The 25,634-nt window shown below is 49.7% G+C and carries 28 protein-coding genes; all 28 read right to left on the bottom strand.

Annotated features, from left to right (window positions below; translation table 11 throughout):
* Positions 1 to 2: 2 nt before the first annotated feature.
* The 28 genes from minD to C508_RS18255 all read right to left on the bottom strand — a co-directional run bounded on the left by minD (position 3) and on the right by C508_RS18255 (position 25,376).
* The gene (gene minD, locus C508_RS0109945; RefSeq protein WP_018703414.1) at positions 3 to 794 is read right to left on the bottom strand and encodes a septum site-determining protein MinD; all 792 of its coding nucleotides are present in this window, start codon (positions 792 to 794) and stop codon (positions 3 to 5) included.
* 2 nt (positions 795 to 796) lie between these two features.
* Entirely contained in the window at positions 797 to 1,402 is a 606-nt protein-coding gene (gene minC / locus C508_RS0109940) for a septum site-determining protein MinC (protein WP_018703413.1), read from the bottom strand.
* Between the two features lie 95 nt (positions 1,403 to 1,497).
* Positions 1,498 to 3,333 carry a penicillin-binding protein 2 gene (gene mrdA, locus C508_RS0109935; RefSeq protein ID WP_018703412.1) on the bottom strand — a complete coding sequence of 612 codons (1,836 nt, stop codon included), beginning with the start codon at positions 3,331 to 3,333 and terminating at the stop codon, positions 1,498 to 1,500.
* Between the two features lie 96 nt (positions 3,334 to 3,429).
* Positions 3,430 to 3,909, bottom strand: a complete 480-nt coding sequence (gene mreD, locus C508_RS0109930; protein WP_018703411.1) for a rod shape-determining protein MreD — start codon at positions 3,907 to 3,909, stop codon at positions 3,430 to 3,432.
* Positions 3,909 to 4,793, bottom strand: coding sequence for a rod shape-determining protein MreC (gene mreC, locus C508_RS0109925; protein WP_018703410.1), 885 nt, complete (start codon positions 4,791 to 4,793; stop codon positions 3,909 to 3,911). Before mreC ends, mreD begins: the two co-directional genes overlap by 1 nt.
* Before the next feature lie 15 nt (positions 4,794 to 4,808).
* Positions 4,809 to 5,852, bottom strand: coding sequence for a rod shape-determining protein (locus tag C508_RS0109920; protein WP_018703409.1), 1,044 nt, complete (start codon positions 5,850 to 5,852; stop codon positions 4,809 to 4,811).
* A gap of 44 nt (positions 5,853 to 5,896) precedes the next feature.
* The gene (gene radC / locus C508_RS0109915; RefSeq protein ID WP_026319468.1) at positions 5,897 to 6,601 is read right to left on the bottom strand and encodes a RadC family protein; all 705 of its coding nucleotides are present in this window, start codon (positions 6,599 to 6,601) and stop codon (positions 5,897 to 5,899) included.
* Entirely contained in the window at positions 6,601 to 7,167 is a 567-nt protein-coding gene (locus C508_RS0109910; RefSeq protein WP_018703407.1) for a Maf family protein, read from the bottom strand. Before C508_RS0109910 ends, radC begins: the two co-directional genes overlap by 1 nt.
* A 12-nt stretch (positions 7,168 to 7,179) precedes the next feature.
* Entirely contained in the window at positions 7,180 to 7,461 is a 282-nt protein-coding gene (locus tag C508_RS0109905; RefSeq protein ID WP_018703406.1) for a DUF4321 domain-containing protein, read from the bottom strand.
* 169 nt (positions 7,462 to 7,630) lie between these two features.
* Complete coding sequence (locus C508_RS0109900; RefSeq protein ID WP_018703405.1) at positions 7,631 to 8,017, bottom strand: biotin/lipoyl-containing protein; 387 nt, start codon at positions 8,015 to 8,017, stop codon at positions 7,631 to 7,633.
* A 45-nt stretch (positions 8,018 to 8,062) separates the two neighbouring features.
* A complete protein-coding gene (locus tag C508_RS20490) occupies positions 8,063 to 8,221 on the bottom strand; it encodes a hypothetical protein (protein ID WP_018703404.1) in 159 nt (52 codons plus the stop codon).
* A gap of 15 nt (positions 8,222 to 8,236) precedes the next feature.
* The gene (gene mmdA / locus C508_RS0109890) at positions 8,237 to 9,766 is read right to left on the bottom strand and encodes a methylmalonyl-CoA decarboxylase subunit alpha (protein ID WP_018703403.1); all 1,530 of its coding nucleotides are present in this window, start codon (positions 9,764 to 9,766) and stop codon (positions 8,237 to 8,239) included.
* A gap of 30 nt (positions 9,767 to 9,796) precedes the next feature.
* Positions 9,797 to 10,204, bottom strand: coding sequence for a methylmalonyl-CoA epimerase (gene mce / locus C508_RS0109885; protein WP_018703402.1), 408 nt, complete (start codon positions 10,202 to 10,204; stop codon positions 9,797 to 9,799).
* 36 nt (positions 10,205 to 10,240) lie between these two features.
* The gene (meaB, locus tag C508_RS0109880) at positions 10,241 to 11,179 is read right to left on the bottom strand and encodes a methylmalonyl Co-A mutase-associated GTPase MeaB (RefSeq protein ID WP_018703401.1); all 939 of its coding nucleotides are present in this window, start codon (positions 11,177 to 11,179) and stop codon (positions 10,241 to 10,243) included.
* Between the two features lie 84 nt (positions 11,180 to 11,263).
* Positions 11,264 to 11,656: a cobalamin B12-binding domain-containing protein gene (locus C508_RS0109875; RefSeq protein ID WP_018703400.1), complete on the bottom strand. Its 393-nt coding sequence runs from the start codon at positions 11,654 to 11,656 to the stop codon at positions 11,264 to 11,266.
* A gap of 28 nt (positions 11,657 to 11,684) precedes the next feature.
* Positions 11,685 to 13,328: an acyl-CoA mutase large subunit family protein gene (locus C508_RS0109870; protein ID WP_018703399.1), complete on the bottom strand. Its 1,644-nt coding sequence runs from the start codon at positions 13,326 to 13,328 to the stop codon at positions 11,685 to 11,687.
* A gap of 27 nt (positions 13,329 to 13,355) precedes the next feature.
* Positions 13,356 to 14,864, bottom strand: a complete 1,509-nt coding sequence (locus C508_RS0109865; protein ID WP_018703398.1) for a succinyl-CoA:acetate CoA-transferase ScpC — start codon at positions 14,862 to 14,864, stop codon at positions 13,356 to 13,358.
* Positions 14,865 to 15,236: 372 nt separating this feature from the next.
* Entirely contained in the window at positions 15,237 to 15,854 is a 618-nt protein-coding gene (locus C508_RS0109860) for a redox-sensing transcriptional repressor Rex (protein ID WP_037350842.1), read from the bottom strand.
* A 273-nt stretch (positions 15,855 to 16,127) separates the two neighbouring features.
* The gene (locus C508_RS0109855; protein WP_018703396.1) at positions 16,128 to 17,852 is read right to left on the bottom strand and encodes an NADH-dependent [FeFe] hydrogenase, group A6; all 1,725 of its coding nucleotides are present in this window, start codon (positions 17,850 to 17,852) and stop codon (positions 16,128 to 16,130) included.
* Between the two features lie 21 nt (positions 17,853 to 17,873).
* The gene (gene nuoF, locus C508_RS0109850) at positions 17,874 to 19,664 is read right to left on the bottom strand and encodes an NADH-quinone oxidoreductase subunit NuoF (protein WP_018703395.1); all 1,791 of its coding nucleotides are present in this window, start codon (positions 19,662 to 19,664) and stop codon (positions 17,874 to 17,876) included.
* Between the two features lie 10 nt (positions 19,665 to 19,674).
* Positions 19,675 to 20,040, bottom strand: a complete 366-nt coding sequence (locus C508_RS0109845; RefSeq protein WP_018703394.1) for a (2Fe-2S) ferredoxin domain-containing protein — start codon at positions 20,038 to 20,040, stop codon at positions 19,675 to 19,677.
* Positions 20,037 to 20,555: an ATP-binding protein gene (locus C508_RS18260; RefSeq protein WP_018703393.1), complete on the bottom strand. Its 519-nt coding sequence runs from the start codon at positions 20,553 to 20,555 to the stop codon at positions 20,037 to 20,039. Before C508_RS18260 ends, C508_RS0109845 begins: the two co-directional genes overlap by 4 nt.
* The gene (nuoE, locus tag C508_RS0109835) at positions 20,552 to 21,055 is read right to left on the bottom strand and encodes an NADH-quinone oxidoreductase subunit NuoE (RefSeq protein ID WP_018703392.1); all 504 of its coding nucleotides are present in this window, start codon (positions 21,053 to 21,055) and stop codon (positions 20,552 to 20,554) included. The genes C508_RS18260 and nuoE overlap by 4 nt, the downstream gene beginning before the upstream one ends.
* Positions 21,056 to 21,089: 34 nt before the next feature.
* Positions 21,090 to 21,845, bottom strand: a complete 756-nt coding sequence (locus C508_RS0109830) for a PHP domain-containing protein (protein ID WP_018703391.1) — start codon at positions 21,843 to 21,845, stop codon at positions 21,090 to 21,092.
* Entirely contained in the window at positions 21,830 to 22,195 is a 366-nt protein-coding gene (locus tag C508_RS0109825) for a DRTGG domain-containing protein (protein WP_018703390.1), read from the bottom strand. Before C508_RS0109825 ends, C508_RS0109830 begins: the two co-directional genes overlap by 16 nt.
* Position 22,196: 1 nt before the next feature.
* Entirely contained in the window at positions 22,197 to 23,489 is a 1,293-nt protein-coding gene (locus tag C508_RS0109820; RefSeq protein ID WP_018703389.1) for a [Fe-Fe] hydrogenase large subunit C-terminal domain-containing protein, read from the bottom strand.
* On the bottom strand, positions 23,482 to 23,937 hold the full coding sequence (locus C508_RS0109815; protein WP_018703388.1) for an ATP-binding protein: 456 nt from the start codon (positions 23,935 to 23,937) through the stop codon (positions 23,482 to 23,484). Before C508_RS0109815 ends, C508_RS0109820 begins: the two co-directional genes overlap by 8 nt.
* Before the next feature lie 185 nt (positions 23,938 to 24,122).
* Positions 24,123 to 25,376, bottom strand: coding sequence for an O-antigen ligase family protein (locus tag C508_RS18255; protein ID WP_018703387.1), 1,254 nt, complete (start codon positions 25,374 to 25,376; stop codon positions 24,123 to 24,125).
* Positions 25,377 to 25,634 lie beyond the last annotated feature (258 nt).

Raw genomic sequence — 25,634 nt, 5'->3', positions numbered from 1 at the left:
CCTTACAGGCCCAAAATCCGTTTTAACCGTCCAAAAAAGCCATCTTCCTCTTCAAAAGACAACAATGGAACTTCTTCGCCCATCAATCGCTGCACCATATTGCGATAGGCCTGACAAGAAGCGGCCGCTGGATTGGTCACAACCGGCTCGCCGCGATTGGTTGATACGACAATAAACTCATCTTCCGGGATAATGCCCAGCAACTCAACCGCCAAAATTTCTACAATATCGTCAATACTCATCATATCGCCGCGCTGCACCATTTTAGGGCGAATGCGATTTACGACCAAGCGGGTGTTTTCCTTTTGCTCAGAATCCAAAAGCCCAATAATACGATCCGCATCACGAATAGCGGATACTTCCGGTGTTGTCACCACAACAGCCCGATCCGCACCAGCAATAGCGTTTTTAAAGCCTTGCTCGATGCCCGCAGGACAGTCAATAAGCACATAGTCAAACTCCTGCCGCAATTCCTCGCACAACGCTTTCATTTGTTCCGGATTAACCGCGGATTTATCCCTTGTTTGCGCCGCTGGCAGCAAAAACAAGGTTTCGTAACGTTTGTCGCGAATCATGGCCTGCTTCAACCGGCAGTTTCCTTCCACCACATCGACCAAATGATATACAATGCGATTTTCCAGACCCATGACCACGTCTAGGTTTCGCAAGCCAATATCGGCATCAACCAGCGCCACTTTCTTGCCTTGCAATGCAAAACCAGTGCCAAGGTTAGCGGTTGTCGTCGTTTTACCAACACCGCCTTTACCAGAAGTAACAACAATAACTTCTCCCATGGTTAGTCCTCCTCTTGTTCGATCGGCGCAATTACAACAATCTCGTTTTCAATGCGGGCCATTTCCGTCTGTTTCGGTTGTTCCAACACTTCATCCGGCGCCCTGGCGATCAAATCGGCAATACGAATCTGGCTAGCCATCAGACGGTCCGCTATAATATGCGCACTGCGGTCTGATGGAAATCCGGCGTGAACTACGCCTCTACAAGCTCCAACAATGCGAATATTTCCCCCAGCCACAACGACAGCACCTGGATTCACATCCCCGGTGATTTCAATATCCCCTTCATGGCGGATTTCCTGGCCGCTGCGCAAGGTCCTTGTTACGTACAATGTTTCCGCTTGAAGAGATTTTTCTTCTGTTTCTTCAAACGGTTCCCACTGCAACTCGTACTTCGCCAACAGCTGCGTCAATTTTTCCTGTTCTACCGCCTCGTCCCTCCATGAAGAAGGAATTTTTACTTGAAGACGAGTTCCTGCCAGAAAAAATTGCGATGCATTCGCTAACTTTTCCGCCAGTTCTTTGAACAACGCCTCCATATTATCAGTATCAGCCAGGAAAAGTTGAATGCCTCCCCGGTTCCCCTTAAACACTACCATATCTTGCATGACGACTCCCTACATCTCGCTAAAAATGAAAACATTCTTGCATATATTCTCTGTTTTTATCGAGATTCCTTCTTTACTCTCCAGCGTTCCAACATCTATAGCACAGTTCCGGGCCGAAGAAGCCTTGCACCCTCGCCAGGAGGCTGATTTAGATTAAACGCGGCCTCCAGTATCTTTTTGACGATCGGCCCTGCAGAGCCCGCGCCAAAACCGCCTTGCTCCACAAGCACGACCACCACCACTCGCGGATCTTCATAAGGAGCGTAGGCTACAAACCAGCCATGATCGCTGCCATGAGGATTTTCCGCCGTGCCGGTTTTGCCGGCAATACTCACAGGGAAATCTTGGAATAAAGTGGCGCCTGTACCGCCTTCTTTCGCCACATCACGCAAGCCTTCGCGCACCAGTTGCAACGTTTTCGGAGAAACCGGCGCTTCGCCAGTTTTTTCCGGGCCAAAATTCTTAAGCACTTCCCCGTTAGGAGATAAAATTTTACTAACCAAATACGGACGGTAACGATGTCCGCCGTTAGCAATCTGACTCATCAATACGCCAATTTGCAACGGCGTCGCTAATTGAAATCCTTGTCCAATTGCAGCGTCAAAGGTCTCTGATAAATACCAGTCTTCCTCAAAAACCTTTTTCTTATATCGTTGATTAGCCACCAACCCATCAGCCTCTTCCGGCAGCTTGATGCCGGTATAATCCCCTAAGCCGAAAAGGCGGGCGTATTTTTCAAGATTATCAATGCCAAGGCGGTTGCCCATTTCGTAAAAATACACATTATCTGATTTAGATAGCGCTTCGTTGAAATTAATCCAGCCTAACGCTTCTCCTTCAGCATTGCCTTTAGGAATCAGCCAATGCTTGCCCGTATCCAAGATTTTTTCCTCCGGCGTTACCTTGCCAAGCTCCAATGCCGCCACGCCGGTGACAATTTTAAAGGTTGAACCCGGCGGATATTGTCCGGAAATAGCCTTGTTGTTCATGGGATAAAAAGGATTGTTGTTCAGAGCATTCCAGTCTTTACTGGAAATTCCGCCAGCAAATAAGTTCGGATTAAACGTCGGCCGGCTGGCCATCGCTAAAACCTCTCCCGTTTTCGGGTTTAGTACCACTGCCGCTGCCGCTCGGGCATTACGAAATTGACTTTGTGTCTGCAAATAGTAAAGTTGTGCATCCAAGGCTTCTTCCGCCGCCTTTTGAATGCGTGAATCAAGAGTCAGCACCAAATTATTGCCTGGCTGCGGTTCTCTTTTCCCCAACACCGTCACCGGACGTCCAGTAACGTCCACTTCCATTTGCCCGCCGCCGTCCACGCCGCGAAGATCTGCATCATATACTTTTTCCAAACCAGATTTACCAATAATGTCTCCTGATTTGTAGCCTTCCGCTTTTTTCTTTTCCAGTTCATCACCATTAATTTCGCTGACATAGCCAAACACATGCGCCGCCATTTCATTGAAATTATAATTACGAATCGGTTGAATCTCAATCATTACGCCTTTTAATTCGCTGCGCCGCTCTTCAATACGGGTAACAATATCCGCCCCGACATTGGTTTTTATGCGCACCGGCTCAAAAGAGCCAACATGTTGATCCAATTTCTGCTTGATTTCGTCTACAGGCATGACTAGAATAGCTGAAAGCTGCTGCAATACGGAGTCTTCCACAGGTCCCACCAGCGGCAGCAGGGAAACGGTAAAACCAGGACGATTGGAGACAACGGCTACGCCATTACGATCATAAAAGATCCCCCGAGGAGCCATGGAGGGAATCAAACGAATCCGGTTCCCATCCGCCAGTAAGCTATAATAGTCCCCTTGATACAATTGCAAATACGCCAAACGACTTATCAGCGCCACAAAAATAAAAATGACGATTAAAAACAAGACATCGAAGCGATGACTCAAGCGTTTAGTTATAAGCACCAGCCATCCCTACTTTCGTCTTTTTTAAACATGCTTACCATCCTCAAAAACAAGTGAAAGCACAGACCGTCTGCCGTGCTTCACAATTATTACCCTCTAGGGAATCCGGTATAAAAGACGAACCAAACCATATACCGGCACAGCCACTACCATGTTATAAATCGCTTGAGGAACTACAATTTCATATATGCTTTCTCCCCATCCTAACGACAAGCCAATCAGTTTGAGGAAAAAAACTGCAAATAAGCCTTCGCTTAACGTAGCTCCTCCAGCCGCCAATAAAGGCAACAGACTATGATCCTTGAAAACCTTGCGCTCCGCCATTCCAGCCAAATATCCCATCAAAGTCAAAGGAATCAAATGTAATCCTAAAATGCCTCCTGTTGCTAAATCTTGTAAAAAACCGCCCACCAAGCCGCTGATCGTTCCTGGTGTACGGCCTCCTAAAAATGCAGCGGATAGAACAAAACAAACAACAAAGTCTGGCTGAATATCATGAAAAGAAATTGCTGGAGCCAAGGTAGTTTGCAAAGTCAATAAAAAAATCAGACTAAAGCACCAGGCAAAAAGCTTCACTACTTTTTCCCTCCTGCATTGCCAGGCGGTGGTTGGGGCGTCAGCGGCGCCGGCGCTGGCTGCCTTGAGCCAACGAGCACCTGTACTTCTTCCAAGCGATCAAATTGCACCGCTGGTTTAAGAACTGCATATTTTAGAAGCCCGCCTTCGCTGTTTACAACATCAACCACTTCCCCTAGAGCAATGCCTTGAGGATAGATGCCTCCGAAACCGGATGTAACCACAGTGTCGCCAATAATAATATCTGCATCACGCGGTATATTCACCATACGCGGCTGTTGCGGCGAAGCAGCATGCCCTTCTAAGACTGCCGCTACTCTTGACTCTGGTCGTTGTACCATGGCGCCTACCGCATTGCGTGGATCCAAAATCAACTGCACCTGCGCGGTATGCGCATACACATTGCTAACACTGCCAACAACGCCTTGCGCCGTAACTACGGCCATGTCTTTAGCGATGCCATCAGCAGTCCCACGGTTGATTGTCAGCGAATTAGTCCAAGAAGATGCATCTCTGGCAATGACCTTCGCCATCAACAAATCAAATTGTGGCGAGCTGGCTTTATAATCCAGCAGTACCTTTAAACGAATATTTTCCGCCTGCACTTCCGCCAGTTGCGAGCGTTCCTGACGCAACTGCTCCACTTCCGCTTGCAACCGCTGATTATCATCATATACATTCCAAAGATCGCTAACCTGCGATCCGGTACTGTGAATGCCATGCCCCAAAGAAGAAAAGACATACTGGAAAGGCGAAAGAATAGTCACTGCTGCCGCTTCCACAAAAGGAATACGCACAGGTCCTTTTGTGGCCGTCACTAGCAAAATCACCAATAATAGCGCCGCTATACCCAGCGGCGCCTTTTTATTATCGAACCACCCCACGGCTTTGACTCCTCTCTAACCCAATTTTTTGGGAGAAGCCATTAATACACGCTTCAAAAGGTCAATGCTTTCCAAAACGCGGCCCGTGCCGATACCTACGCAAGAAAGCGGGTCTTCCGCCAAATATACCGGCATGCCTGTTTCACGGCTTATCAGTCGGTCCAACCCATGCAACAAAGCGCCTCCGCCTGTCATGACAATGCCTCGATCCATAATATCCGACGCCAGCTCCGGCGGCGTTTTTTCCAACGTAATTTTCACAGCGTCAATAATCCCGCTGATGGGTTCGCTTAGAGCGGCTTGCACTTCACTTGATCTCAAGAGCAACGTTTTCGGTAAGCCGGAAACCAGATCCCGCCCGCGAATCTCCATGCCAATATCTTCTTCACGCGTAATCGCCGAACCGATTTTCATTTTTACTTCTTCTGCTGTTCGTTCGCCAATCATCAAGCTATATTTTTTCTTCACATAATTAACGATCGCTTCATCCATCTCGTCGCCGCCAATGCGAATCGAGCGGCTAGTCACAATGCCGCCCAACGAAATAACAGCCACTTCTGTCGTGCCGCCGCCAATGTCAACAACCATGTTTCCCATAGGCTCATGTACCGGCAGACCAGCGCCAATCGCTGCCGCCATCGGTTCTTCAATCAAATAGGCTTCCCGGGCTCCTGCCTGAATGGCGGCATCAATAACTGCACGCTTTTCCACTTCCGTAACGCCGGAAGGTACGCCCACAACCACCCGCGGGCGAATAACGGTATTCGTCTCAATGGAGCGACGAATAAAATACTTCAGCATGGCATGGGTTACGTCGAAATCAGCAATAACTCCATCTTTCAAGGGCCGAATAGCCACTATATTTCCAGGAGTCCGGCCGATCATCTGCTTTGCTTCTTCGCCAACAGCCAATACCTGGCCGCTATCCTTTTGAATAGCTACGACAGAAGGCTCACGCACAACAATGCCTTTCCCTTTCATATGCACCAAGGTATTTGCTGTTCCTAAGTCAATTCCCATGTCCCTTGATAGAGACCGGAAAGGATTCCAAAATTTCATGTTCATACTCCTTTTCATCATACCAAAATAGTTACTAAGGGTTCTCAATAAAGTAAGCCTTTTTCTTTTAAGCTGACAAACCGCCCGTCTCCGATGATTATATGGTCCAATACTGGCAGCTCCAACAACTTACCGGCTTCCGCCAGGCGCAAAGTCAAGGCAATGTCTTCTTTGCTGGGCGAAGGATCTCCGCTAGGATGATTATGCGCTAGAATCAAAGCAGCTGCTTGATGGCGCAGCGCTTCTTGAAACACCTTTCTTGGATCGACAAGAGCTGCATCCATGGTGCCAACGGCGACGCAACAACTGGCTAAGACCTGATGCTTCGTCGAAAGCAACAGTACATGGAACTCTTCCTGCTGCACGTAACGCAATCGATGCAAATACCAATTAGCAGCATCCTCCGGCTGCCTAATGCTGGTTATATCTCCAGAAACTTGCCGCTCATACAATCGCCTGCCAAATTCAATGGCAGCCGTTATTGTAATCGCTTTAACATTGCCAATTCCCTTATACTTCGATAGATCTTCCGGCTTGGCTGCAGCCAATAAAGCTACGCCTCCCGGCTGCTCATACTCTTTCAATAATCCTTGAGCAATGGACAATGCTGACTCTTCCACTGTGCCTGTACGCAATAAGATAGCCAACAATTCTGCATCACTCAAGCCTTTTGCTCCCAGGCGCAGCATTTTTTCCCTGGGCCGCTCTTTCTCCGGCAGTTCCCGTATGGTCCTCGCCGGCCGCCGCATCACAAGGGAAGGTCGGTCTGACGCAAAAGATCGACAAGCGCAAACAGCGGCAATCCTACTACATTTTGATAGCACCCTCGAATACCGCGAATAAAACGGGCCCCTTGTCCTTGAATGGCATAAGCCCCTGCTTTGTCCAAGGGTTCGCCAGTTGCTACATAGGCAGCCATTTCTTTTTCGCTAATGGCGCCCATGTCCACCTCGGTTTTTTCACAATGGCTCCAAATTTGTTTCCCCTGCACAACGGCAATGCCAGTATATACCTGATGCGTTCTAGCAGCCAGCAAAGCAAGCATACGCTTGGCATCCTCCGCATCAGACGGCTTACCCAAAACAACACCCTCGCATACCACAATCGTATCGGCGCCAATAACAATAGTATCCTCGTCGGAATGTGCCGCCACATCCAGCGCTTTACTGCACGCATGGCCAACTACCAGCTTATCCGGCGGCACTGGTGCGTCATTTTTTTCCTCTACCGAACTTACTTCGATACTAAAAGGAATCCCCAGCAGCTCCAAAATTTCTTTACGGCGCGGAGACGCTGAAGCCAGCTTCACCTGCATAGCTCTCTCTCCTTATAGTCGGCGGAATAAAAGCACCGCGGCAATAATCCCCAACAGACTGATAAAATTAGGATATAACGACAAAGAAAACTGGATCTGCAGCACATATAGATTCACCAGCACCGGAGGCATTTCCAATAGTGGAAACTTTCGGGTCAAATAGGGCGCCAGCGGGCTAAGCCAACCAGAGGACGCCAAAAAATCTCCCAACATGCCGCCAAATACAGCGCCAGTTACTACAAAAAGCGCTAACATGCCATATCCCCTGCCCAACGAGCCGGTACGGACAGCCATCCAATCTCCTCCTATGTTATAGGCTATTCAAACGCTTTGAGAAAAAAGAGAAACAACCCAAAAGCGCTCTGGTTTATTGTACCCTATTTGCTCACACACTGTAAATAGCTGCAACCAAGAGAAAAGGCGCTTCTCCCGTCAGGAGAAGCGCCTTTTGCCTTATATGTTCTTACTTGCCAATAACAGCGATAACATCGCCAGGCTTTACGCCTTGGCCAGCCACAGCGTTGAGGGACTTGAGGGTACCCGCAACAGGAGCTGTGATTTCGTTCTGCATTTTCATGGCTTCCAGAATCATCAGCACGTCGCCTTTTTTAACGGCTTTGCCGGCTTCGGCAACCAGACGGATAATTTTGCCAGGCATAGGAGCTTTGACCGGAGTGTCGCCATCAGCAACAACAGCCGGAGCAGCAGCGGCAGCCGGAGCGGCCGGAGCAGCAGCGGGAGCAGCAGCCGGTTTAGCGGCCGGAGCAGCGGCTTTCGCCGGAGCTGCGATAACTTCTTCTACTTCTACCTGATAGGAAGCACCATTAACAGTAATGTTAAATTTTTTCATGTGTAAATTCCTCCAATTTATAAGATTATAAATCTAGAAGACCAATCAATGAGAATTCATATTCTTGCTGCGTCCAGCTTGAGCCCAAGCCAAGCTAACGTTGGAAATCCGCAGCGCCTTGACTTGTCCGCCCATCATGGCAGCTACTGCAGCGGCAATGACCGCTACTACTTCGGGTTTTACATTTTTCGCATCAATTGTCATGCCATTCACCCTTCCTTATACCGGGAGGTTGCCGTGCTTTTTGGCCGGACGAGCCTCACGCTTGCTGGACAACATGTTGAAGGCCGTAATAATGCGCGGACGAGTTTCCTTGGGCTCAATGACGATGTCAACGAAGCCGCGTTCAGCCGCTTTGTACGGAGTTGCGAACTCTTCAACATATTTTTCGGTTTTCGCAGCCACATCAGGATCCTTACGGAAGATGATGTTAGCAGCACCGGCAGGACCCATAACGGCAATCTCAGCAGTCGGCCAAGCAAACACTTGATCGGCGCCCAAGTCCTGAGAGCACATGGCCAGATAGGAACCGCCATACGCTTTACGGGTAATTACGGTTACTTTCGGCACGCTGGCTTCGGAATATGCATAAAGCATTTTGGCGCCATGACGGATGATACCGCCATATTCTTGATCAACGCCAGGCAAGAAGCCCGGAACGTCAACCAAAGTGAGAATCGGAATATTGAAGGCATCGCAGAAACGAATAAACCGCGCGGATTTATCCGAAGCGTTGATGTCTAAGCAGCCGGCCATAACGTTCGGCTGATTGGCAATAATACCGACCGCGCGACCGTCCAAGCGGGCAAAGCAGGTGATGATGTTCTGCGCATAATGCTTATGCGATTCATAGAACTCACCATTGTCAACCACTTCGCGGATTACATCGAACATGTCGTAAGGCATGTTCGGGTTATCCGGCAGCAAGGTGTTGAGCTCGTCAGACATGCGGTCCGGGCAGTCGCCAGTATCCACAACCGGAGTTTCCTCCAGGTTGTTGCTGGGCAGGAAGCTCAGCAGATACTGGATCTGCTCCAGGCAGTCCTGATCATTTTCAGCAGCAAAATGAGCCACACCGGATACGGAGTTATGCGTCATAGCGCCGCCGAGGTCTTCTGCGGTTACTTCTTCCGCCGTAACGGATTTAATAACTGCAGGACCGGTAATGAACATCTGGCTGGTGTTCTTCACCATATAGATGAAGTCGGTCAGAGCCGGAGAATACACAGCGCCGCCAGCACATGGTCCCATGATTACGGAAATCTGGGGAACAACGCCGGATGCCAGAGTGTTTTTGTAGAAAATTTTGCCGTAGCCTGCCAAAGCGTCAACCGCTTCTTGAATACGAGCGCCGCCGGAATCGTTGATACCAACGATCGGAGCTCCCATTTTCAAGGACAGATCCAACACTTTACAGATTTTAGCGGCATGCATTTCACCCAAAGAACCGCCTTCGCAGGTGAAATCCTGAGCAAATGCATACACCAGGCGGCCATTAACCGTACCATAGCCGGTAATAACGCCTTCGGCGGGAATTTCTTTCGTCTGCATGCCAAAGTTTACGCAACGATGCCGTACAAACTGATCCAATTCCACAAAGCTATCGGGGTCAAAAAAGAATTCAATGCGCTCACGGGCCGTCATCTTACCGGTAGAATGTTGCTTTTCAACGCGTTTTGCGCCGCCGGCTTGCATGATCTTGGCCTGATTGGCTTTCAGTTCTTGGATTTTTTCCTGAACAGTAGCCATCGTACACCTCCTGTAGATTCTCGCAATAATCTATTTGCGCTCGGACAGCTCCACCAGCACACTGCCGGTCGCTTTCGGATGCACGAAGGCGATGCTGGCTCCACCGGCACCATAGCGGGGTTTTTCGTCAATCATACGAACGCCCTGCTCTTTTAAGGAAGCAAGCGCAGCTTCCAAGTTGTCCACGCGGAACGCCACATGCTGAATGCCTTCGCCTTTTTTCTCAATGAACTTGGCAATCGGGCCATCCGGGCTGGTGGACTCCAACAGCTCTACTTCGCTGTCGCCGCAAGGAATGAAGCAGACGCGAACTTTTTGTTCTTCTACCACTTCTTCACCCATGGCTTGCAGGCCTAAAACTTCTGTATAGAATTTTTTAGCCTGGTCGAGATCTTTTACTGCAATCCCGATATGGTCTACTTTCAAAGCTTTAAACACAGTTCTACCTCCTCTTTCTAAGCTTGCTCTAGGTTCTCAGCGCAACACTTGGTGTAAAATTTCACGCACCACCGAATAGGGATCTTTCTCTCTTTGCTCTACTTGGATAACCAAGTGATCAAAGTTTCCGGATTCCTGCAGATGGCGCATAACTTTTCTGCCAATTTCCTCGTCCAGTAAATCCAAGAGTTCATTTTTCGTCCGCTCACGCCGACGCACCGTCAGGGCGCCGCTTGTTTGCAGATACTCAAAATGTTCGCCAATGGTCTCTACCAGCTCAGTTACGCCTTCATCCCGGCTGGCTACCGTCCGCTTTACAGGCGGTCTCCAGTCAGTATGCTCCTGATTTAAGTCGAGCATCATGTCTAATTCGACATGGAGCTTGTCGACTCCTTCCCTGTCCGCTTTGTTGATAGCAAAGACATCGCCAATTTCCAAAATGCCGGCTTTGATCGCTTGAATGTCGTCTCCCAGGCCGGGAACCATTACTACGATCGTAGTGTCCGCAGCCTTTACGATGTCGACTTCTGACTGACCAACGCCGACGGTTTCAACAAATACTACATCCATACCGAACGCGTCAAGGATTTTCACAGCTTCCGCCGTTTTGCGCGACAAGCCTCCCAGAGAGCCTCTGGTGCCCATACTCCGGATAAATACGCCCTCGTCCATGGTGAGATCCACCATCCGGATGCGGTCGCCCAAAATAGCGCCGCCCGAAAAAGGACTTGTAGGGTCAATGGCAATAATGCCTACTTTCTTGCCTTGGCGGCGATAAGCTTTGGCAAGTTTGTCGGTCAATGTGCTTTTACCGGCTCCCGGCGCACCGGTGATACCGATAACATGAGCCCGGCCAGTATGAGGATACAGGGCTTTCATAATGTCTACCGCCGTATCGTACTCATTCTCTACCGCGGTGATCGCCTTAGAGAGCGCTCTCCGGGATCCTGCCAGCACTTGTTCTGCAATATTCATTGGCAAATGCACCACCTTATGGCCGCCCGCCTAAAGGCGGACGGCCACACATTCCTAACATAACCTGTGAACAGGCTAAAACGCTTATTTTACGTTTTCGTTGATAAAAGCTACGATGTCAGCGGTGGAAGTTCCTGGAGTAAAGACAGCGGCTACGCCGGCTTCTTTCAGGAAAGGAATGTCGCTGTCGGGAATAACGCCGCCGCCAACAACCAAAACGTCTGCCATGTCTTTTTCTTTCAGACCGGCAATGACTTTCGGGAAAAGGGTGTTATGAGCGCCGGACAGCAGGCTCAGAGCCACTACATTTACGTCCTCTTGCAGAGCTGTCTCTACAATTTGTTCCACAGTTTGGCGCAGGCCGGTATAAATAACCTCAAAACCTGCATCACGCAGAGCGCGAGCCACGACTTTTGCGCCGCGGTCATGGCCATCCAGGCCCGGTTTAGCTACTAAAATACGAATCTTTTTCTCCATCGTTCGCTGTGCCTCCTAACTCTATCGCTTACAGGGTACTTCCCGGTTGATACTCGCCGAACACTTTGCGCATTACGCCGCAAACTTCGCCCAAAGTGGCATATGTTTTAACAGCCGCCAGGATGAAGGGCATGAGGTTATCTTCGCCTTTGCAAGCCGCTTCCAAAGCAGCCAGTGCAGCGTCAACAGCCGCATTGTCGCGACTAGCGCGCAGTTTTGCCAATTTATCCTTCTGCAATTTACCGACGGACTCATCGATTTTCAGCAGACCTTCAACAGGCTTTTCTTCGATTTGGAACTTGTTAACGCCAACAATAACGCGCTCGTTGCGTTCCACTTCCATCTGCCATTTATAAGCGCTATCCTGAATTTCTTTTTGGATATAGGCTTTTTCAATAGCAACAACAGCGCCGCCCAGATCATCAATTTTCTTGATGTAGTCGAGAGCTTCGCTTTCGATCTGGTTAGTCAGAGCTTCTACATAGTAGGAGCCGCCCAACGGATCGACAACATCAGCCAGACCGCTTTCATAAGCAACGATCTGCTGGGTGCGCAAAGCAACGCGTACGGAATCTTCCGTAGGCAGAGCCAACGCTTCGTCCTTGGAGTTGGTGTGCAGGGACTGCGTACCGCCGAGAACGGCAGCTGCTGTCTGCAAAGCCACGCGGACAATGTTGTTGTCCGGTTGTTGCGCCGTCAGCATGGAACCAGCAGTCTGGGTATGCACGCGCAGCATCCAGGAACGAGGATTTGTGGCGCCAAAGCGCTCTTTCATGACTTTAGCCCAAACGCGGCGGGAAGCGCGGAATTTCGCAACTTCTTCCAACACGTTGTTATGAGCGTTCCAGAAGAAGGACAGACGTCCGGCGAAATCGTCAACATTCAGGCCGGCTTTAATAGCCGCATCGACATAGGCAATGCCGTTGGCGATGGTGAAAGCGATTTCTTGGGAAGCAGTCGAACCAGCTTCACGAATGTGATAGCCGGAAATGGAGATGGTGTTCCACTGGGGAACGTTTTTCGAGCAATACTCGAAAATATTGGTAATCAGACGCATGGACGGCTTAGGCGGGAAAATGTAAGTGCCGCGAGCCGCATACTCTTTCAGGATGTCATTCTGAATGGTGCCGCGCAGTTTATCAGCGCTAACGCCTTGTTTTTCGCCAACAGCGATGTACATGGCCAACAGTACCGAAGCCGGCGCATTGATGGTCATGGAAGTGGATACTTTGCTCAGATCAATCTGATCAAAGAGGATTTCCATGTCAGCCAACGAGTCGATAGCCACGCCCACCTTGCCTACTTCGCCTTCAGCCATATCGTCATCAGAGTCGTAACCGATCTGAGTCGGAAGGTCAAATGCGCAAGACAGGCCGGTGCTGCCTGATTCAAGCAGGTAACGGTAACGTTTATTGGATTCTTCCGCCGTAGAGAAGCCGGCATACATACGCATGGTCCAGAAACGGCCACGGTACATGGTAGGCTGTACGCCACGGGTGAAGGGGTAGGATCCCGGGAATCCGATATCGTTGACATAGTCGGTTCCTTCGATATCCAACGGAGTGTAGAGACGATTGTGGGCCAGGTTACCGCGCTCAGGATTTTTCGCAATAGCCTTTTCCACTTTGGCTGCATAGGCTGCCAATTTTTCTTTCAAAACTTCATTGCTCATTAACAAAGGGCCTCCTTTACTCTTTCTTTATTTCAATTTCATTGTGCCCGTTTCTTGGAAACGGACATGCCACGAAAGGGCCTCGGACAAAATGTGCGGGGTATGCGCATTTTTTGTCGCTTTGCAAGCACGTTCATAGTAGTCCAGCAACATGGGCTTGTAGTCGGGATGAGCGCATTTTTCAATGATAACCTTAGCCCGTTCACGCGGGCTGAGGCCGCGTACATCGGCCAAACCTTGCTCTGTAACAAAGACATCTATGTCGTGTTCGCTGTGATCCGCATGGGACACAAAAGGCACGATCGAAGAAATAGCACCGTCCTTCGCCGTTGAAGTGGAGAAGAACATGGTCAAATAGCCGTTACGGGCGAAATCGCCGGAACCGCCAATACCATTCATCATTTTGCTGCCCATAATATGGGTCGAATTGACATTACCATAAATGTCAAATTCAATCGCCGTATTCATGGCGATAATACCCAAACGACGGGCCAGTTCCGGGCTGTTGGAAATTTCCTGCGGCCGCAGAACCATCAATTTACGATATTCGTCAATATTGCTATACAAACGCTCCAAGCCCTCCGGAGACGGCGAGAAGGAAGTACCGGACGCAAAGCGAAGTTTCCCAGCGTCAGCCAAGTCCAGCATGCCGTCTTGGATAACTTCGGTGAAAACTTCAAGGTTTTCAAAGTCGGAATTCACAAAACCGCTGACAACAGCATTGGCTACGGAGCCTACTCCAGACTGCAAAGGCAGTAAGTTTTTCGGCAAACGACCCGCTTTGATTTCCTGATGGAAAAATTCAATAGCCAGTTCCGACATTTTTTTGGAATCATCATCGATAGGCGCAAAACCGCGCACATCGTCTTTGATGTCGCAAGCGACAATATACTTGATTTTATCCGGACCGCAGGGAATATAGGGAGTTCCAATCCGTTCGTCAACCTTGCACAAGGGAATGGCTTTGCGGTGCGGCGGATCTTCCGGCGTATAAACATCATGCATACCTTCCAACGCCAAGGGCTGGCTGGTATTCACTTCTACGATAACTACATCGGCTTCCTGTACAAAAGATGCGGTGTTCCCCATTGAGGTCGTAGGAATAATATGGCCTTCTTCCGTAATTGCACAGGCTTCTACGATAGCCACATCTACCTTGCCGCCAAGAAAACCATAACGCACCATTTGGGCGGAATGGCTCAAATGCAAGTCAAAGTATTCCAATTTACCCGCATTTAATGCTTTACGCAAATCATTGTTGGTCTGATAAGGCATACGACGGGCAATACCGCCAACCTCCATCAGCGCACCATCCAATTCCTTACCTACGGAAGCGCCTGTCCAAAGGTTAATCTGGAAAGGTTCTTTTTTCATTCGCTCCGCCAACGCCAAAGGCACAGCCTTCGGATAGCCGGCAGGAGTGAAACCGCTGGCGCCAATGTTCATCCCGGGTTTAATAAAGGCTGCAGCTTCTTCGGCGCTGACAATCTTTGCATGCAGTTCTTTATTGCGCACGCGATCCCGAATGTCAATCATTAACAACTCTCCTCCTTAGTTCTGGCAACAGAAGCATTTTTACCGGAAATTCCTTCCACGTAATCTCCCTACTACCTCACCTCCAGCACTGATGCTGTTACGTAAGAATCCTTGCTTTCAGGGCCGACACCCTTGCGTTCAGATTATGAACTAGCTAGGATAATCACTGCAAAAAAGGAAAGGGTCGCAAAAATGCCGTCAATTGACGGTTTCGCGGCAACTGACGGCATTTTCACACCCATGCAGCTTCAAAACGAACCGATAAAACAAAAACTCATACAAGATATATTACTATATTTAGTTATAAAATTCCTGCTCGATTGTGAATGTATACACGTATTCACTGTAGTTTTTTTATTTATAATACTCCATTTAGTCTTGACGCGTCAAATAATAAGAAAGACTGCTCAAGCCTACCGACAAATCTTCATTAATCAAAGATACTTGGCGCGGCACTTCAATCTTGCGGGGTGCAAAATTCCAAATCCCTTTGACTCCGGCCGCCACCAAACGATCTACCATCAATTGCGCATGTTCCGCCGGCACCGCAATAATAGCAATCTGTATCTGCCGTTGCCGGACGATTTCTTCCAGTTGGTCCGCATGTTCAATGGTCACGCCATTTACAACCATGCCAATACGCTCCGGCGCTACGTCCAAAAGCGCCGCCATATTAAAACCTAAAGAAGAAAAGTTTTTATAATGCGCCAAAGCCCAACCTAAATGTCCCATCCCCACAACCGCAATATTCCACTTGTTGTGCAATCCAAGAATTTCGCCGATATTGCGCAAAAGTTCCCTCACGTAATAACCGACGCCTTTTTTCCCAAATTGTCCAAAAGAAGCCAAATCCTTGCGAATCTGCTCTGGAGTCACCCCTAAGCGATTTCCCAATTCTTCAGAAGAAATAATTTCAATTCCCTCTTCTTGGCTCAGCTTCAACGTACGAAAGTACAGCGGCAGACGATCAATGGTCGCCTTCGAAATCATGATATGCTCTTTCAACAAACAATCCCCCTACTCCACTGGGATTTCATTTTGTTCTTTTAAATCATTATTTTCTCTTTAATTTTTCTTTAACTTTACTTATCTTTATTTTGTTATTCGCACTACAATGACAAAATCCTCCTCTATAGAATATAAAAAATCGCATTACAAAAGGAAAGGCGAAAGTTGTTATATTCTGTAAATTCGCCTTTCCTTCTATTTCTATATATAAAGCTGTTTACTAGCCTCTCCTTAAAAAAACGTGTTAAAAATGACTTAGACTCGTTTTTGCGGCTTGTAATGCGTATGGAGTAAATGATGCGACTTTTCACTCAACGGAGCCTGCAGCCAAGAAGCATACAACTCCTGTACCGCCGGATTTTCATGGGATTTACGCAGGCCGCTTCGTTCGTCGCACTCGTACAAAGCTGCCATACGACGCTGCCGAAAGTCAGCCAGTTTGCTACGAGGCTGGCCTCCGCCGCCCAAGCACCCGCCAGGACAAGCCATAATCTCAATAAAATGGTAATTGACCTCACCAGCTCTTACTTTTTCCAGCAAGGTTCGCGCATGACGCAGTGAATGCGCAACAGCTACACGGACAACGGTGCCCTGCAGGTCAATTTCCGCTTCCCGAATTCCTTCCAGGCCGCGTACTTCGCGCAGTTCCACTTGCTCTAAGGCGCAGCCGGTTACGGTCTCGTAAACCGTCCGCAAGGCGGCCTCCATAACACCGCCAGTGCTTCCAAAAATAACGCCAGCGCCAGTAGACATCCCCATAGGAGCGTCAAACTCTTCTTCTGGCAACGCTTCAAAATTCAAACCTGCTTCCTGAATCATTGCCGCTAATTCCTGCGTTGTCAGCACATAATCTACATCCCGAAAACCGCTGTCGCACATTTCCGGGCGCGCCGCTTCCGCTTTTTTGGCCGTACAGGGCATGACCGAAACAGAAACTATATCCTCCGCCTTGATCCCGCTTTTTTCTGCATAGTACGTTTTCACCAAAGCGCCAAAAATCTGTTGCGGCGACTTCGCCGTCGACAAATGCGGCAGCAGCTCTGGATAAAAAAGCTCAGCAAAATTAATCCATCCAGGACTGCACGAAGTAATCATCGGCAATACGCCGCCTTCTTTAATGCGCTGCAGTAACTCATTACCTTCTTCCATAATCGTGACATCAGCTGCGAAGTCAGTATCAAACACCTTGTCAAAACCAAGTCGACGCAAAGCCGCCACCATTTTCCCGGTTACAATGCTGGCGGCAGGCAATCCGAGCGCTTCTCCCAAAGCGACCCGTACTGCCGGCGCAGTCTGAACCACCACATGCTTGCCCGCATCCGCCAATGCTTCCCAAACCGGCGCCGTATCATTTTTGATGGTAATAGCCGCCGTCGGGCAAACTGCAGCACAGCGACCACAATACGTACAGGCAGCCGCATCCAACCCTGCACCAAAGGCAGGCGTCACTTCCGCATAAAAACCGCGCTTGGCAAAGCTGTACACATGTACCCCCTGTACATCACTGCAAGCCCGGATACAGCGGCCGCACAAAATGCATTTTTCCGGATCGCGCACAAGGGAAGGATTGGCTGCGTCTTTTTCACCTCGCCGGCGTTCGCCTTCAAAGCGAACTTGCCGCAACCCCAGCTCCGCCGCCATTTGCTGCAGCTCGCAGTCTCCATTACGTTCACACGCCAAACAATCCGCCGGATGATTGGCCAAGAGCAATTCCACAACCATCTTGCGCGCATCTCGTACCGCCGGCGTATGAGTATGCACTACCATCCCTTCCGCCACAGGATGTACGCAAGAAGCGGCTAACGAACGCGCTCCCTCAATTTGCACCAGACAAACACGGCAATTCCCTTCCGGACGCAATTCCGGATGATGACAAAGATTTGGAATATTTACACCGGCCAAGCGCGCCGCTTCCCACACAGTGGCCGTTTTAGGCGCTTCAACAGTCTGGCCATCCACGGTAATACGCACCGTATCCATACAAGTCAACTCCTTTGCTTCTTATCCTTTAACAATGGCCTGGAATGGACATTTAGCCAGACAACTGCCGCACTTAATGCATTTTTCCGCATTGATAATATGCCGCCCTTTGAGTTCTCCAGAAATGGCGTCTACAGGACACACCTTTTTACAAAGACCGCAGCCTTTACAGAGCTCGGTAATCGAATACGCCGCCATTTTAGCACAAGCGCCGGCAGGACAACGTTTTTCGCGGATATGCGCCTCATATTCATGCCGGAAATACCGCAGCGTGCTGAGCACCGGGTTCGGCGCCGTCTGCCCCAAACCGCAAAGGGAAGCTGCCTTGATGTTACGTCCCAACTCTTCAAGCAGCTCAATATCACCTTCTCGGCCCTCTCCTTCCGTAATGCGGGTCAGGATTTCCAGCATGCGTTTTGTACCTTCCCGACAGGGAGTACACTTGCCGCACGACTCGGACTGGGTAAAATTCAAGAAAAAGCGAGCTACATCCACCATACAGGTTGTCTCATCCATAACCACCAGACCGCCCGAGCCCATCATCGCGCCTACCTGCAGCAAGGAATCATAATCTACAGGCAGGTCCAACAGCTCTTCAGGCAAACAGCCGCCGGAAGGTCCTCCAATTTGCACAGCTTTGAATTTCTTACCGTTTTGAATGCCGCCGCCAATCTCAAAAATAATTTCCCGCATCGTAATGCCCATGGGAACTTCCGCTAAGCCTGTATGATTCACTTTACCAGTCAAAGCGAACACTTTCGTTCCCTTGCTTTTTTCCGTACCGATGGAAGCATACCAAGCGCCGCCCTTAGCAATAATCTGCGGCACATTAGCAAAGGTCTCCACGTTATTGATGTTTGTCGGTTTGCCCCAAAGTCCTGCCACGGCTGGAAACGGCGGTCTGGGACGCGGCATGCCCCTTTTACCTTCAATCGAGGCCAACAGCGCCGTTTCCTCGCCGCACACAAAGGCGCCTGCGCCTTCTTTAATCTTAATATGAAAGGAGAAACCGGAGCCCAAAATATCGTCTCCTAAAAGCCCCATGGCTTCCGCTTGAGCGATGGCTACCTTCAGTCGCTTGATGGCCAAAGGATATTCGGCTCGCACATAGATGTAGCCTTCATCCGCGCCAATGGCATAGCCGCAAACAAGCATGCCTTCCAAAACCCGGTGCGGATCCCCCTCAAGCACGCTGCGATCCATAAACGCTCCCGGATCTCCTTCGTCGGCATTGCAAACCACATATTTTTTCCCTTGAGGTTCTTTAGCGGCAAAGCTCCACTTCAAACCGGTCGGGAAACCGCCGCCGCCCCGCCCTCGCAGACCGGAAAGCTTAACCTCGTCCACCACCTGCTGGGGAGTCATCGTCGTCAAAGCTCTGCCTAATGCTTCATAACCGCCGCCAGCAATATATTCCTCAATTACTTCCGGATTGATGTGTCCGCAGTTAGCCAACACTAAACGCTGCTGCTTGCGATAGAACTGAATATCCTCATATCCGGGAATGCGCTCTGCCGTCAACGGTTCTTGATACAGCAGCCGCTGGACAATACGCCCCTTATAAAAATGCTCTTCTACCAGTTCTGGAACGTCTTCCTCCTGTACACGCACATAAAAGACGCCTTCCGGATATACAATAACCAAAGGTCCCATTTCGCAAAAACCATGACAGCCGGTTTCTACGATTTTTATTTCCCGAGCTAAGCCTTTTTCTTCCAACTCGCGCCGCAGTGCGGCTTCCACTTTTTTTGAACCGGACGACGTGCAGCCTGTTCCGGCACAAATCAATACATGCGCCCTTACGTATTCCATGGTCCTCCTCCTAATTCTCTATTTTAGCCACAACCCATTCCTCAATAATGCGCCCGTTTACTACATGCTCGCCTACAATGCGCTCCACCTTATCCGGAGTTACTTTTCCATAAATAATGCGAGGCTGTCCCGGCAGCACCACATCTAAAAGAACTTCCTGCTCGCACATGCCTATACAGCCTGTTTGTTGCACGCTGACCCCTTCCAAGTGCCGCTTAGCCACTTCTTCCAAGGTTGCCTTAAGCACCTCACGAGCGCCAGCGGCAATGCCGCACGTCCCCATGCCAATAATAATCCGTGTGTCCGTCTGCTGCCGAATACGAATATCCTGCCGCACACGCTCACGCAAACGATTTAATTCTTCCAGTGTTTTCATGCCTTTTCCCCCTCTTTCAATGCATTCCAGCCTGTTTCCAATACCTCTTTCAAGGTCAGCATGTCCATTCCAGTTGTAGCCGATGAATTCCACTGCCATTTCCGCCCATCTCGATAATGAAGGTACTGAAAATGAATTTGCGGCATCGTAACAGACAAAGTCCACAACGTACCTGGCAAATCGCCCCAAGGCGGTAAATCCGGATGCCGTCTGCAAAAGGAAGCGCAAAGCATCGTCCCTAAACCTGGCCGGGAAATCATTCTCACTTTGCCGCCGCAATGGCGCGTCCACATATCTAAAAGACCTAAACCCAAACCTACAGATCTTGTGGTTCGTTTCGTATAAAACGGATTCAAAGCCTCTTTGCATTCCTGACGAGTCATACCTCTCCCGTCATCAGCAATCCTCCACGTTAAAGAATCTCCAATTTCCCGTACGCGGATATCTACACGGGCAGCCCCCGCTTCTAGAGAATTTCGCAAAAGCTCCAACAGAAGCAGCGACAGCTCTTTCATGACTGTCCACGATACGGCTGCAAGATACCTCCAATACCTTCCGGCGTCAAGCGGCCATACGTATCATCGTCAATCATCATAACCGGCGCCAGACCGCAGGCGCCAATACAGGCTACCGTTTCCAACGTAAAGTTCAAATCCGCTGTCGTCTCGCCCGGTTTCACGCCCAACTCTTTTTCCATGGCTTCTAAAATCGCTTTAGCGCCCCTTACATGGCAAGCCGTCCCTTGGCACACCCTAACAATATGCCGTCCTCGCGGATTCAGATGAAACTGCGAGTAAAACGTAACCACTCCGTATACTTGGCTTATTGGCAAACGCAGCCCCTCGGCAATCCGTTCCAATACCTCCCTCGATAAATATCCATAGGCGTCTTGAGCCTGTTGCAACACCGGAATCAAAGCTCCCGGCACCTCTTGATAGCGTGCAAGAATTGCTGCAAGTTCTTCATATGTCTCGCCAGCCCCTCCGCATGTACATCCCGACTTCGATAAATTCATCATTATATCCCCCTTTTACGCGTTCTCCTCTTTATTACAGCCTATGCCACCGCAGCCAGCGTCCGCCCTTGCCGTGCAAGGCCAGATAAAACTCGGCTAACGTAGGCTTTTCCATCATTAGTTGTATTTTGCCGCCTTGACAAAACGCCTCTAAACTATGCGCATCCGATGCCGTCACTAAAGGAAGCAACTGCGGTAAAAGCGGCAATTTCCGCCGCGCATCTTCTTCGCTCGCAACGCAAGCAGAGATTTCCGCCGCCGCTACAGGTAACTCCGTCGGCCAGATTCCCAACTGCCCCAAAAGACTGTAAGCTGGCCGGTCCACATGACTGGCAATGATCATTCCTCCTAGGCAAACCGCTTCCTCGCAAAGAGTTCGCGCATCCGCCGTTAACGCCGAAAGCAACAACTCTTCCCGTTCTCCCAACAGCTCATCCTCTGCGTTTAGTATCCACTGCGGCCCAAAAAGACGACTCTGATTCATCCTGCCATTACGCCAGCCATCCACTTTGGCGCACCAAAGCGCAAAAGCAGACCAATCATCAAAAAGCGCCAGCAAGTGCGCTTCCTCGGCGCACTCCACTTCCATTCCCGGCCAAACCGTCAAGGAACTTTGTCGTGCCGCCTGCCAAACCGCTTTAGCATTATCACCGGCGTTATGATCAGTAACAGCGATAATATCCAGCCCCAGTTCCAGCGCCGTCTGCACCACCAAAGAAGGAGTCATCTCTACGGAAGCGCAAGGAGACAACACCGTATGCACATGCAGATCCGTCAAATAGGCTCGCATAACTCTTGGCCCACGCCTAATGCATGGAGCCGGCAAACAATATCAAAGGCAGACAAATCTGTCACTAAAAGAGGCATCCCTACTTCGTCCGCCTTAGCCAGCGCCTCTGCTTCCGGCTTGGCGCCTCCGGCAACAATTACTGCAGCCATGCCCGCCAAGGAAGCAACAGCCAACAAATTCACATGACTTTGCATGGTCACCCATACAGTCCCCTCGCCAGCCTGCGCTAAAGCGCAGCTCATCAAATCAGATACAAACCCTCCCTGCACTTCACGTTGCAGCCCCTGCGCTCCTCCGGCAAGCTTCAGCGGCAATTCCCGCGTTAAATCGGCTACCAGCACAACCTCCACCTCAGCTTTCTTCTTCGCTTTTATCCAAGGAAGGCGGCAATTTCTCCGCCAAATTTTTCATTTCCTGCGCTAAATCGCGTACTCGCTGACGCAGCAAAAATACACAATCCGTCTCGCTGGCCTGGCCCTGAACAATGTCCTCCGCCAAAGCCCGGCAGTTCGGAGATCCACAAGAGCCACAGTCTAACCCCGGAAGCTTATACAGCATTTCTTCCATACTTTCTACTTTTCGCAACGCTTCGCGTATATCCTGATCCAGGCGCAGCACCGGTTTTGGCAGCGGCAGCGGCAACACTTCTACATCCCTGGGTTTTTCAGGCGTCTTCGCCGGCCAGATGGAAGCCCGCCCGCGAAGCTGCGTCTCGCCTACAAAACGATTAACCGCCGTTAAGGGCCCGCCTATACAGCCGCCGGCACAGGCCAATGCCTCGATATAACGCACCTGCCCCAACGTCCCGAAAGCAACCTGCTCCAAAAGCTGACTGACTTGTTCTATTCCATCTACCACTAACACGCTATCTTCTAGTACGCCTTGACTTTCCCCGCCGGCCAATGCCCAGCCGGCTCCCAGCCAGCTAGATTCCACCTCAATCTCAGGACATTCTTTGTCGTGAACTTTCGCCAGCAAATCCCCGTAAAAATGGGAAATAGCGATAGCCCCGTCGATAATGCCTTCAGCTTGTTTAACCGCTGTCATCTTCGCCGGACAAGGCGTCAAAAACCAAACCCCTATTTTTTCCGGCGACAGCCCCGTCTGTTCCGCCGCTCTGGCTCTAGCCCGCCGAGCTGTGACCGTCACAGGCGCCTCCATAGGAACCAGGCAAGGAATCAAATCCGGAAATTTCACCTGCACCAATCGCACAACCGCAGGACATGCTGAGGAAATCAGCGGCTTAGGAACGTCTTTTCTTTGCAGCAATCGTTTTACTGCCGCAGTCACGTCAGCCGCCCCTAATGCCACTTCACACACTGCATCAAAGCCAAGCTGCAGCAAACCTCCCAAAATTCGCCCTACTGATATGGTTGCTGGAAATTGAGCATATAGCGACGGCGCTGGCAAGGCCACATTGTAGGAAAATCGTTCTAAGCAATCCATGGCGTCTGTTATAGTTGTCTTCGCCTTTGCCGGACAAAGGCGGATACATTCGCCGCAATCAATACAACGTTCTTCCAAAATACGCGCCTTCCCGGCACGCACTCGAATAGCTTCCATGGGACAATGTTTAGCACAAACTACACAGCCCCGGCACCGCGCTTCGATTAAACGCACCGAATGAAAATAGCTGTCACTCATGCTCTGCTCCCCTCTGATGCCGAAACAACATAGAAACCGACGTACCCACCCCCGGTTTGGAGTCGATTACCAATTCATCGGCGCAACGCTTCATATTCGGCAAGCCCATCCCCGCGCCAAACCCCATTTCACGAATTTCCGGCGGTGCTGTAGAAAAGCCTTCGCGCATTGCTTGACTTACATCTGCAATGCCTGGTCCTTCATCTTCTACAACCACTTTCGTCTCCTCAGCCGTTACACTCGCCCGCATCACGCCACGCCGCGCATGAATAATTACATTTAACTCCGCTTCATAGGCTCCCACCGAAGCCCGACGGATCACATCTCCCGGAAGCCCCAACCGACGCATAACATCTTTTAATTGCATAGCGCCATCGCCAGCCCGTGAAAAATCGAAGCCCTTTATGGGCCATTCTTTCTGCCAAGCATTCATTTTTTCCTGCTCCATTTTTTCACCACCACTTGTACACAATCTTTTATGTATACAATTGAGTTAGAGCTTTCACAATTCTCAAATAAAACCAAAAGCGTGTCAAGATGCATTTGGAATGAACATCTCTTGACACGCTTTGTACTTTTTGCTCTATATTCGCTTTATTTAATGTAAGTTCCTGCAACTTAGTTATAAAAATTTCAAAACCTAGTCTCCTCTGACTTTGAGAAGAATAAAGATTTGGCTGCAACGACGATGATAGCGTTTAATAGCCAAAAGAGCATGGACAATTGTATATTGAACAGAACATAGTCAGTCAGGCCATTAAAGAACAAGCCGCCTAGCGCCGCCAACAAGCCTAATAACAGGCCCGCCAACCACGTATCCTTCGTTTCTTTCAAAACTCTTCGGGCTTTACGCCAATGGCCATACATTACAGTCAGAAAAGCGACAAATCCTGGTAAACCAATTTCTGCAGCGATATTCAAATACATATTATGAGCATGAAAAATTTTAGTATGGCCGTCGTTAATAAAAAAGTCATATTCCGGATAGACCATCCAGTACGCTCCCCAGCCGATACCGGAAAAAGGATTGTCCATAATCATAGCGATCGTACTTTCCCATAAAGCGATGCGCAAAGTAGATGAAGTATCCGTAGGATTTAAAATGGAAGTCAAACGTGCCAAAATACTGTCTTGCGCCACCAGCAAACCTAGTGGCAGCAAGCAAAAAATCCAAAAAATGCGACGGTTATGAAGCCAGCCATAAATGGCTACAACCGCAGCCACGCTCAGCCAAGCGCCGCGCGAATACGTATACACTAAGCAAAGACCGAAAAGCGCTGTTAATCCAAGGAGCAGCCCTTTCTCCTTCCAGCTTCTGGCGGCAAACGCCATCCCGCTGGCCAACGCCATCATCATAACCAGATATCCCGCCAAAAGGTTAGGGTTTTCCAAGGTCGAAAACACCCGCGTCTTAAGCTCCGGAAACTGTTCCCCGTCCACCCATTGCGTCGCAGAAATATCAAAACCAACGACATACTGATATAAGCCATAGACAGCCACCAAAAACGCAGAACACAGCACAACCCATATTAGCTTGCGCAATTGTTCCGCCGATTGCAAATTGCAAACCACCAGATAGTACAGCAGCACATATCGTCCCATTAGATGCGTGTAATTATAAAGACTAAAACCAGGATCCGGCGAAGCCAAAATGGAAAGAGCCCCTAAAATAGTGACAGCTCCCACCGCCCCATCCAAATAAGTAACTTGCCAGTTACGACCACTGCGAAACCATATAGCTTTTGCCCCCCATCCTAGGGTGCCGATCATTAAAAACACACTTGCGACATCTAAAGAAAGCGGCAAAAAAAAGGCCACTGCGTAAATGCAGTGCTCTATCAAAAAAGCCAGCCGCCCTTCCCAACCATTTTTACACACTTCGTTCATAAACATCCTCCGCATCCTTGTTCTCCACCAATTATAGCCTGTCCCTGCTGCGGATACAAGAGACAGCGAGCAAGACGGAGTTGGGTCGAACAGGAGAACCGGCGACGGCGCAGGATGCGACTAGGGTCGGTTGCGCCACGGATGGCATGGCAACCGACATCCATAGAGGGTACGCAGGAGAAAAAAGCACCTGATTTTTAACGGGCGTAGATGGAGGACACGACGGAGTTAGGAGATTTACACAGAAACAGAGAAAAG

It is taken from the genome of Anaeromusa acidaminophila DSM 3853 (genome assembly GCF_000374545.1).
Lineage (GTDB): Bacteria > Bacillota > Negativicutes > Anaeromusales > Anaeromusaceae > Anaeromusa > Anaeromusa acidaminophila.
This window is presented reverse-complemented; position numbering and strand designations above follow the sequence as displayed.

Bases quoted from the DNA above. Each gene is read 5' to 3' on its own strand.
- minD (WP_018703414.1), bottom strand. From the start codon at position 794: ATGGGAGAAGTTATTGTTGTTACTTCTGGTAAAGGCGGTGTTGGTAAA.
- minC (WP_018703413.1), bottom strand. From the start codon at position 1,402: ATGCAAGATATGGTAGTGTTTAAGGGGAACCGGGGAGGCATTCAACTT.
- C508_RS0109920 (WP_018703409.1), bottom strand. From the start codon at position 5,852: ATGAAATTTTGGAATCCTTTCCGGTCTCTATCAAGGGACATGGGAATT.
- radC (WP_026319468.1), bottom strand. From the start codon at position 6,601: ATGCGGCGGCCGGCGAGGACCATACGGGAACTGCCGGAGAAAGAGCGG.
- C508_RS0109910 (WP_018703407.1), bottom strand. From the start codon at position 7,167: ATGCAGGTGAAGCTGGCTTCAGCGTCTCCGCGCCGTAAAGAAATTTTG.
- C508_RS0109905 (WP_018703406.1), bottom strand. From the start codon at position 7,461: ATGGCTGTCCGTACCGGCTCGTTGGGCAGGGGATATGGCATGTTAGCG.
- C508_RS0109900 (WP_018703405.1), bottom strand. From the start codon at position 8,017: ATGAAAAAATTTAACATTACTGTTAATGGTGCTTCCTATCAGGTAGAA.
- C508_RS20490 (WP_018703404.1), bottom strand. From the start codon at position 8,221: ATGACAATTGATGCGAAAAATGTAAAACCCGAAGTAGTAGCGGTCATT.
- mmdA (WP_018703403.1), bottom strand. From the start codon at position 9,766: ATGGCTACTGTTCAGGAAAAAATCCAAGAACTGAAAGCCAATCAGGCC.
- meaB (WP_018703401.1), bottom strand. From the start codon at position 11,179: ATGAATATTGCAGAACAAGTGCTGGCAGGATCCCGGAGAGCGCTCTCT.
- C508_RS0109875 (WP_018703400.1), bottom strand. From the start codon at position 11,656: ATGGAGAAAAAGATTCGTATTTTAGTAGCTAAACCGGGCCTGGATGGC.
- C508_RS0109870 (WP_018703399.1), bottom strand. From the start codon at position 13,328: ATGAGCAATGAAGTTTTGAAAGAAAAATTGGCAGCCTATGCAGCCAAA.
- C508_RS0109865 (WP_018703398.1), bottom strand. From the start codon at position 14,864: ATGATTGACATTCGGGATCGCGTGCGCAATAAAGAACTGCATGCAAAG.
- C508_RS0109860 (WP_037350842.1), bottom strand. From the start codon at position 15,854: ATGATTTCGAAGGCGACCATTGATCGTCTGCCGCTGTACTTTCGTACG.
- C508_RS0109855 (WP_018703396.1), bottom strand. From the start codon at position 17,852: ATGGATACGGTGCGTATTACCGTGGATGGCCAGACTGTTGAAGCGCCT.
- nuoF (WP_018703395.1), bottom strand. From the start codon at position 19,664: ATGGAATACGTAAGGGCGCATGTATTGATTTGTGCCGGAACAGGCTGC.
- C508_RS0109845 (WP_018703394.1), bottom strand. From the start codon at position 20,040: ATGAAAACACTGGAAGAATTAAATCGTTTGCGTGAGCGTGTGCGGCAG.
- C508_RS18260 (WP_018703393.1), bottom strand. From the start codon at position 20,555: ATGAAAGAGCTGTCGCTGCTTCTGTTGGAGCTTTTGCGAAATTCTCTA.
- nuoE (WP_018703392.1), bottom strand. From the start codon at position 21,055: ATGAATTTATCGAAGTCGGGATGTACATGCGGAGGGGCTGGCGAGACA.
- C508_RS0109830 (WP_018703391.1), bottom strand. From the start codon at position 21,845: ATGCGAGCCTATTTGACGGATCTGCATGTGCATACGGTGTTGTCTCCT.
- C508_RS0109820 (WP_018703389.1), bottom strand. From the start codon at position 23,489: ATGAGTGACAGCTATTTTCATTCGGTGCGTTTAATCGAAGCGCGGTGC.
- C508_RS0109815 (WP_018703388.1), bottom strand. From the start codon at position 23,937: ATGGAGCAGGAAAAAATGAATGCTTGGCAGAAAGAATGGCCCATAAAG.
- C508_RS18255 (WP_018703387.1), bottom strand. From the start codon at position 25,376: ATGAACGAAGTGTGTAAAAATGGTTGGGAAGGGCGGCTGGCTTTTTTG.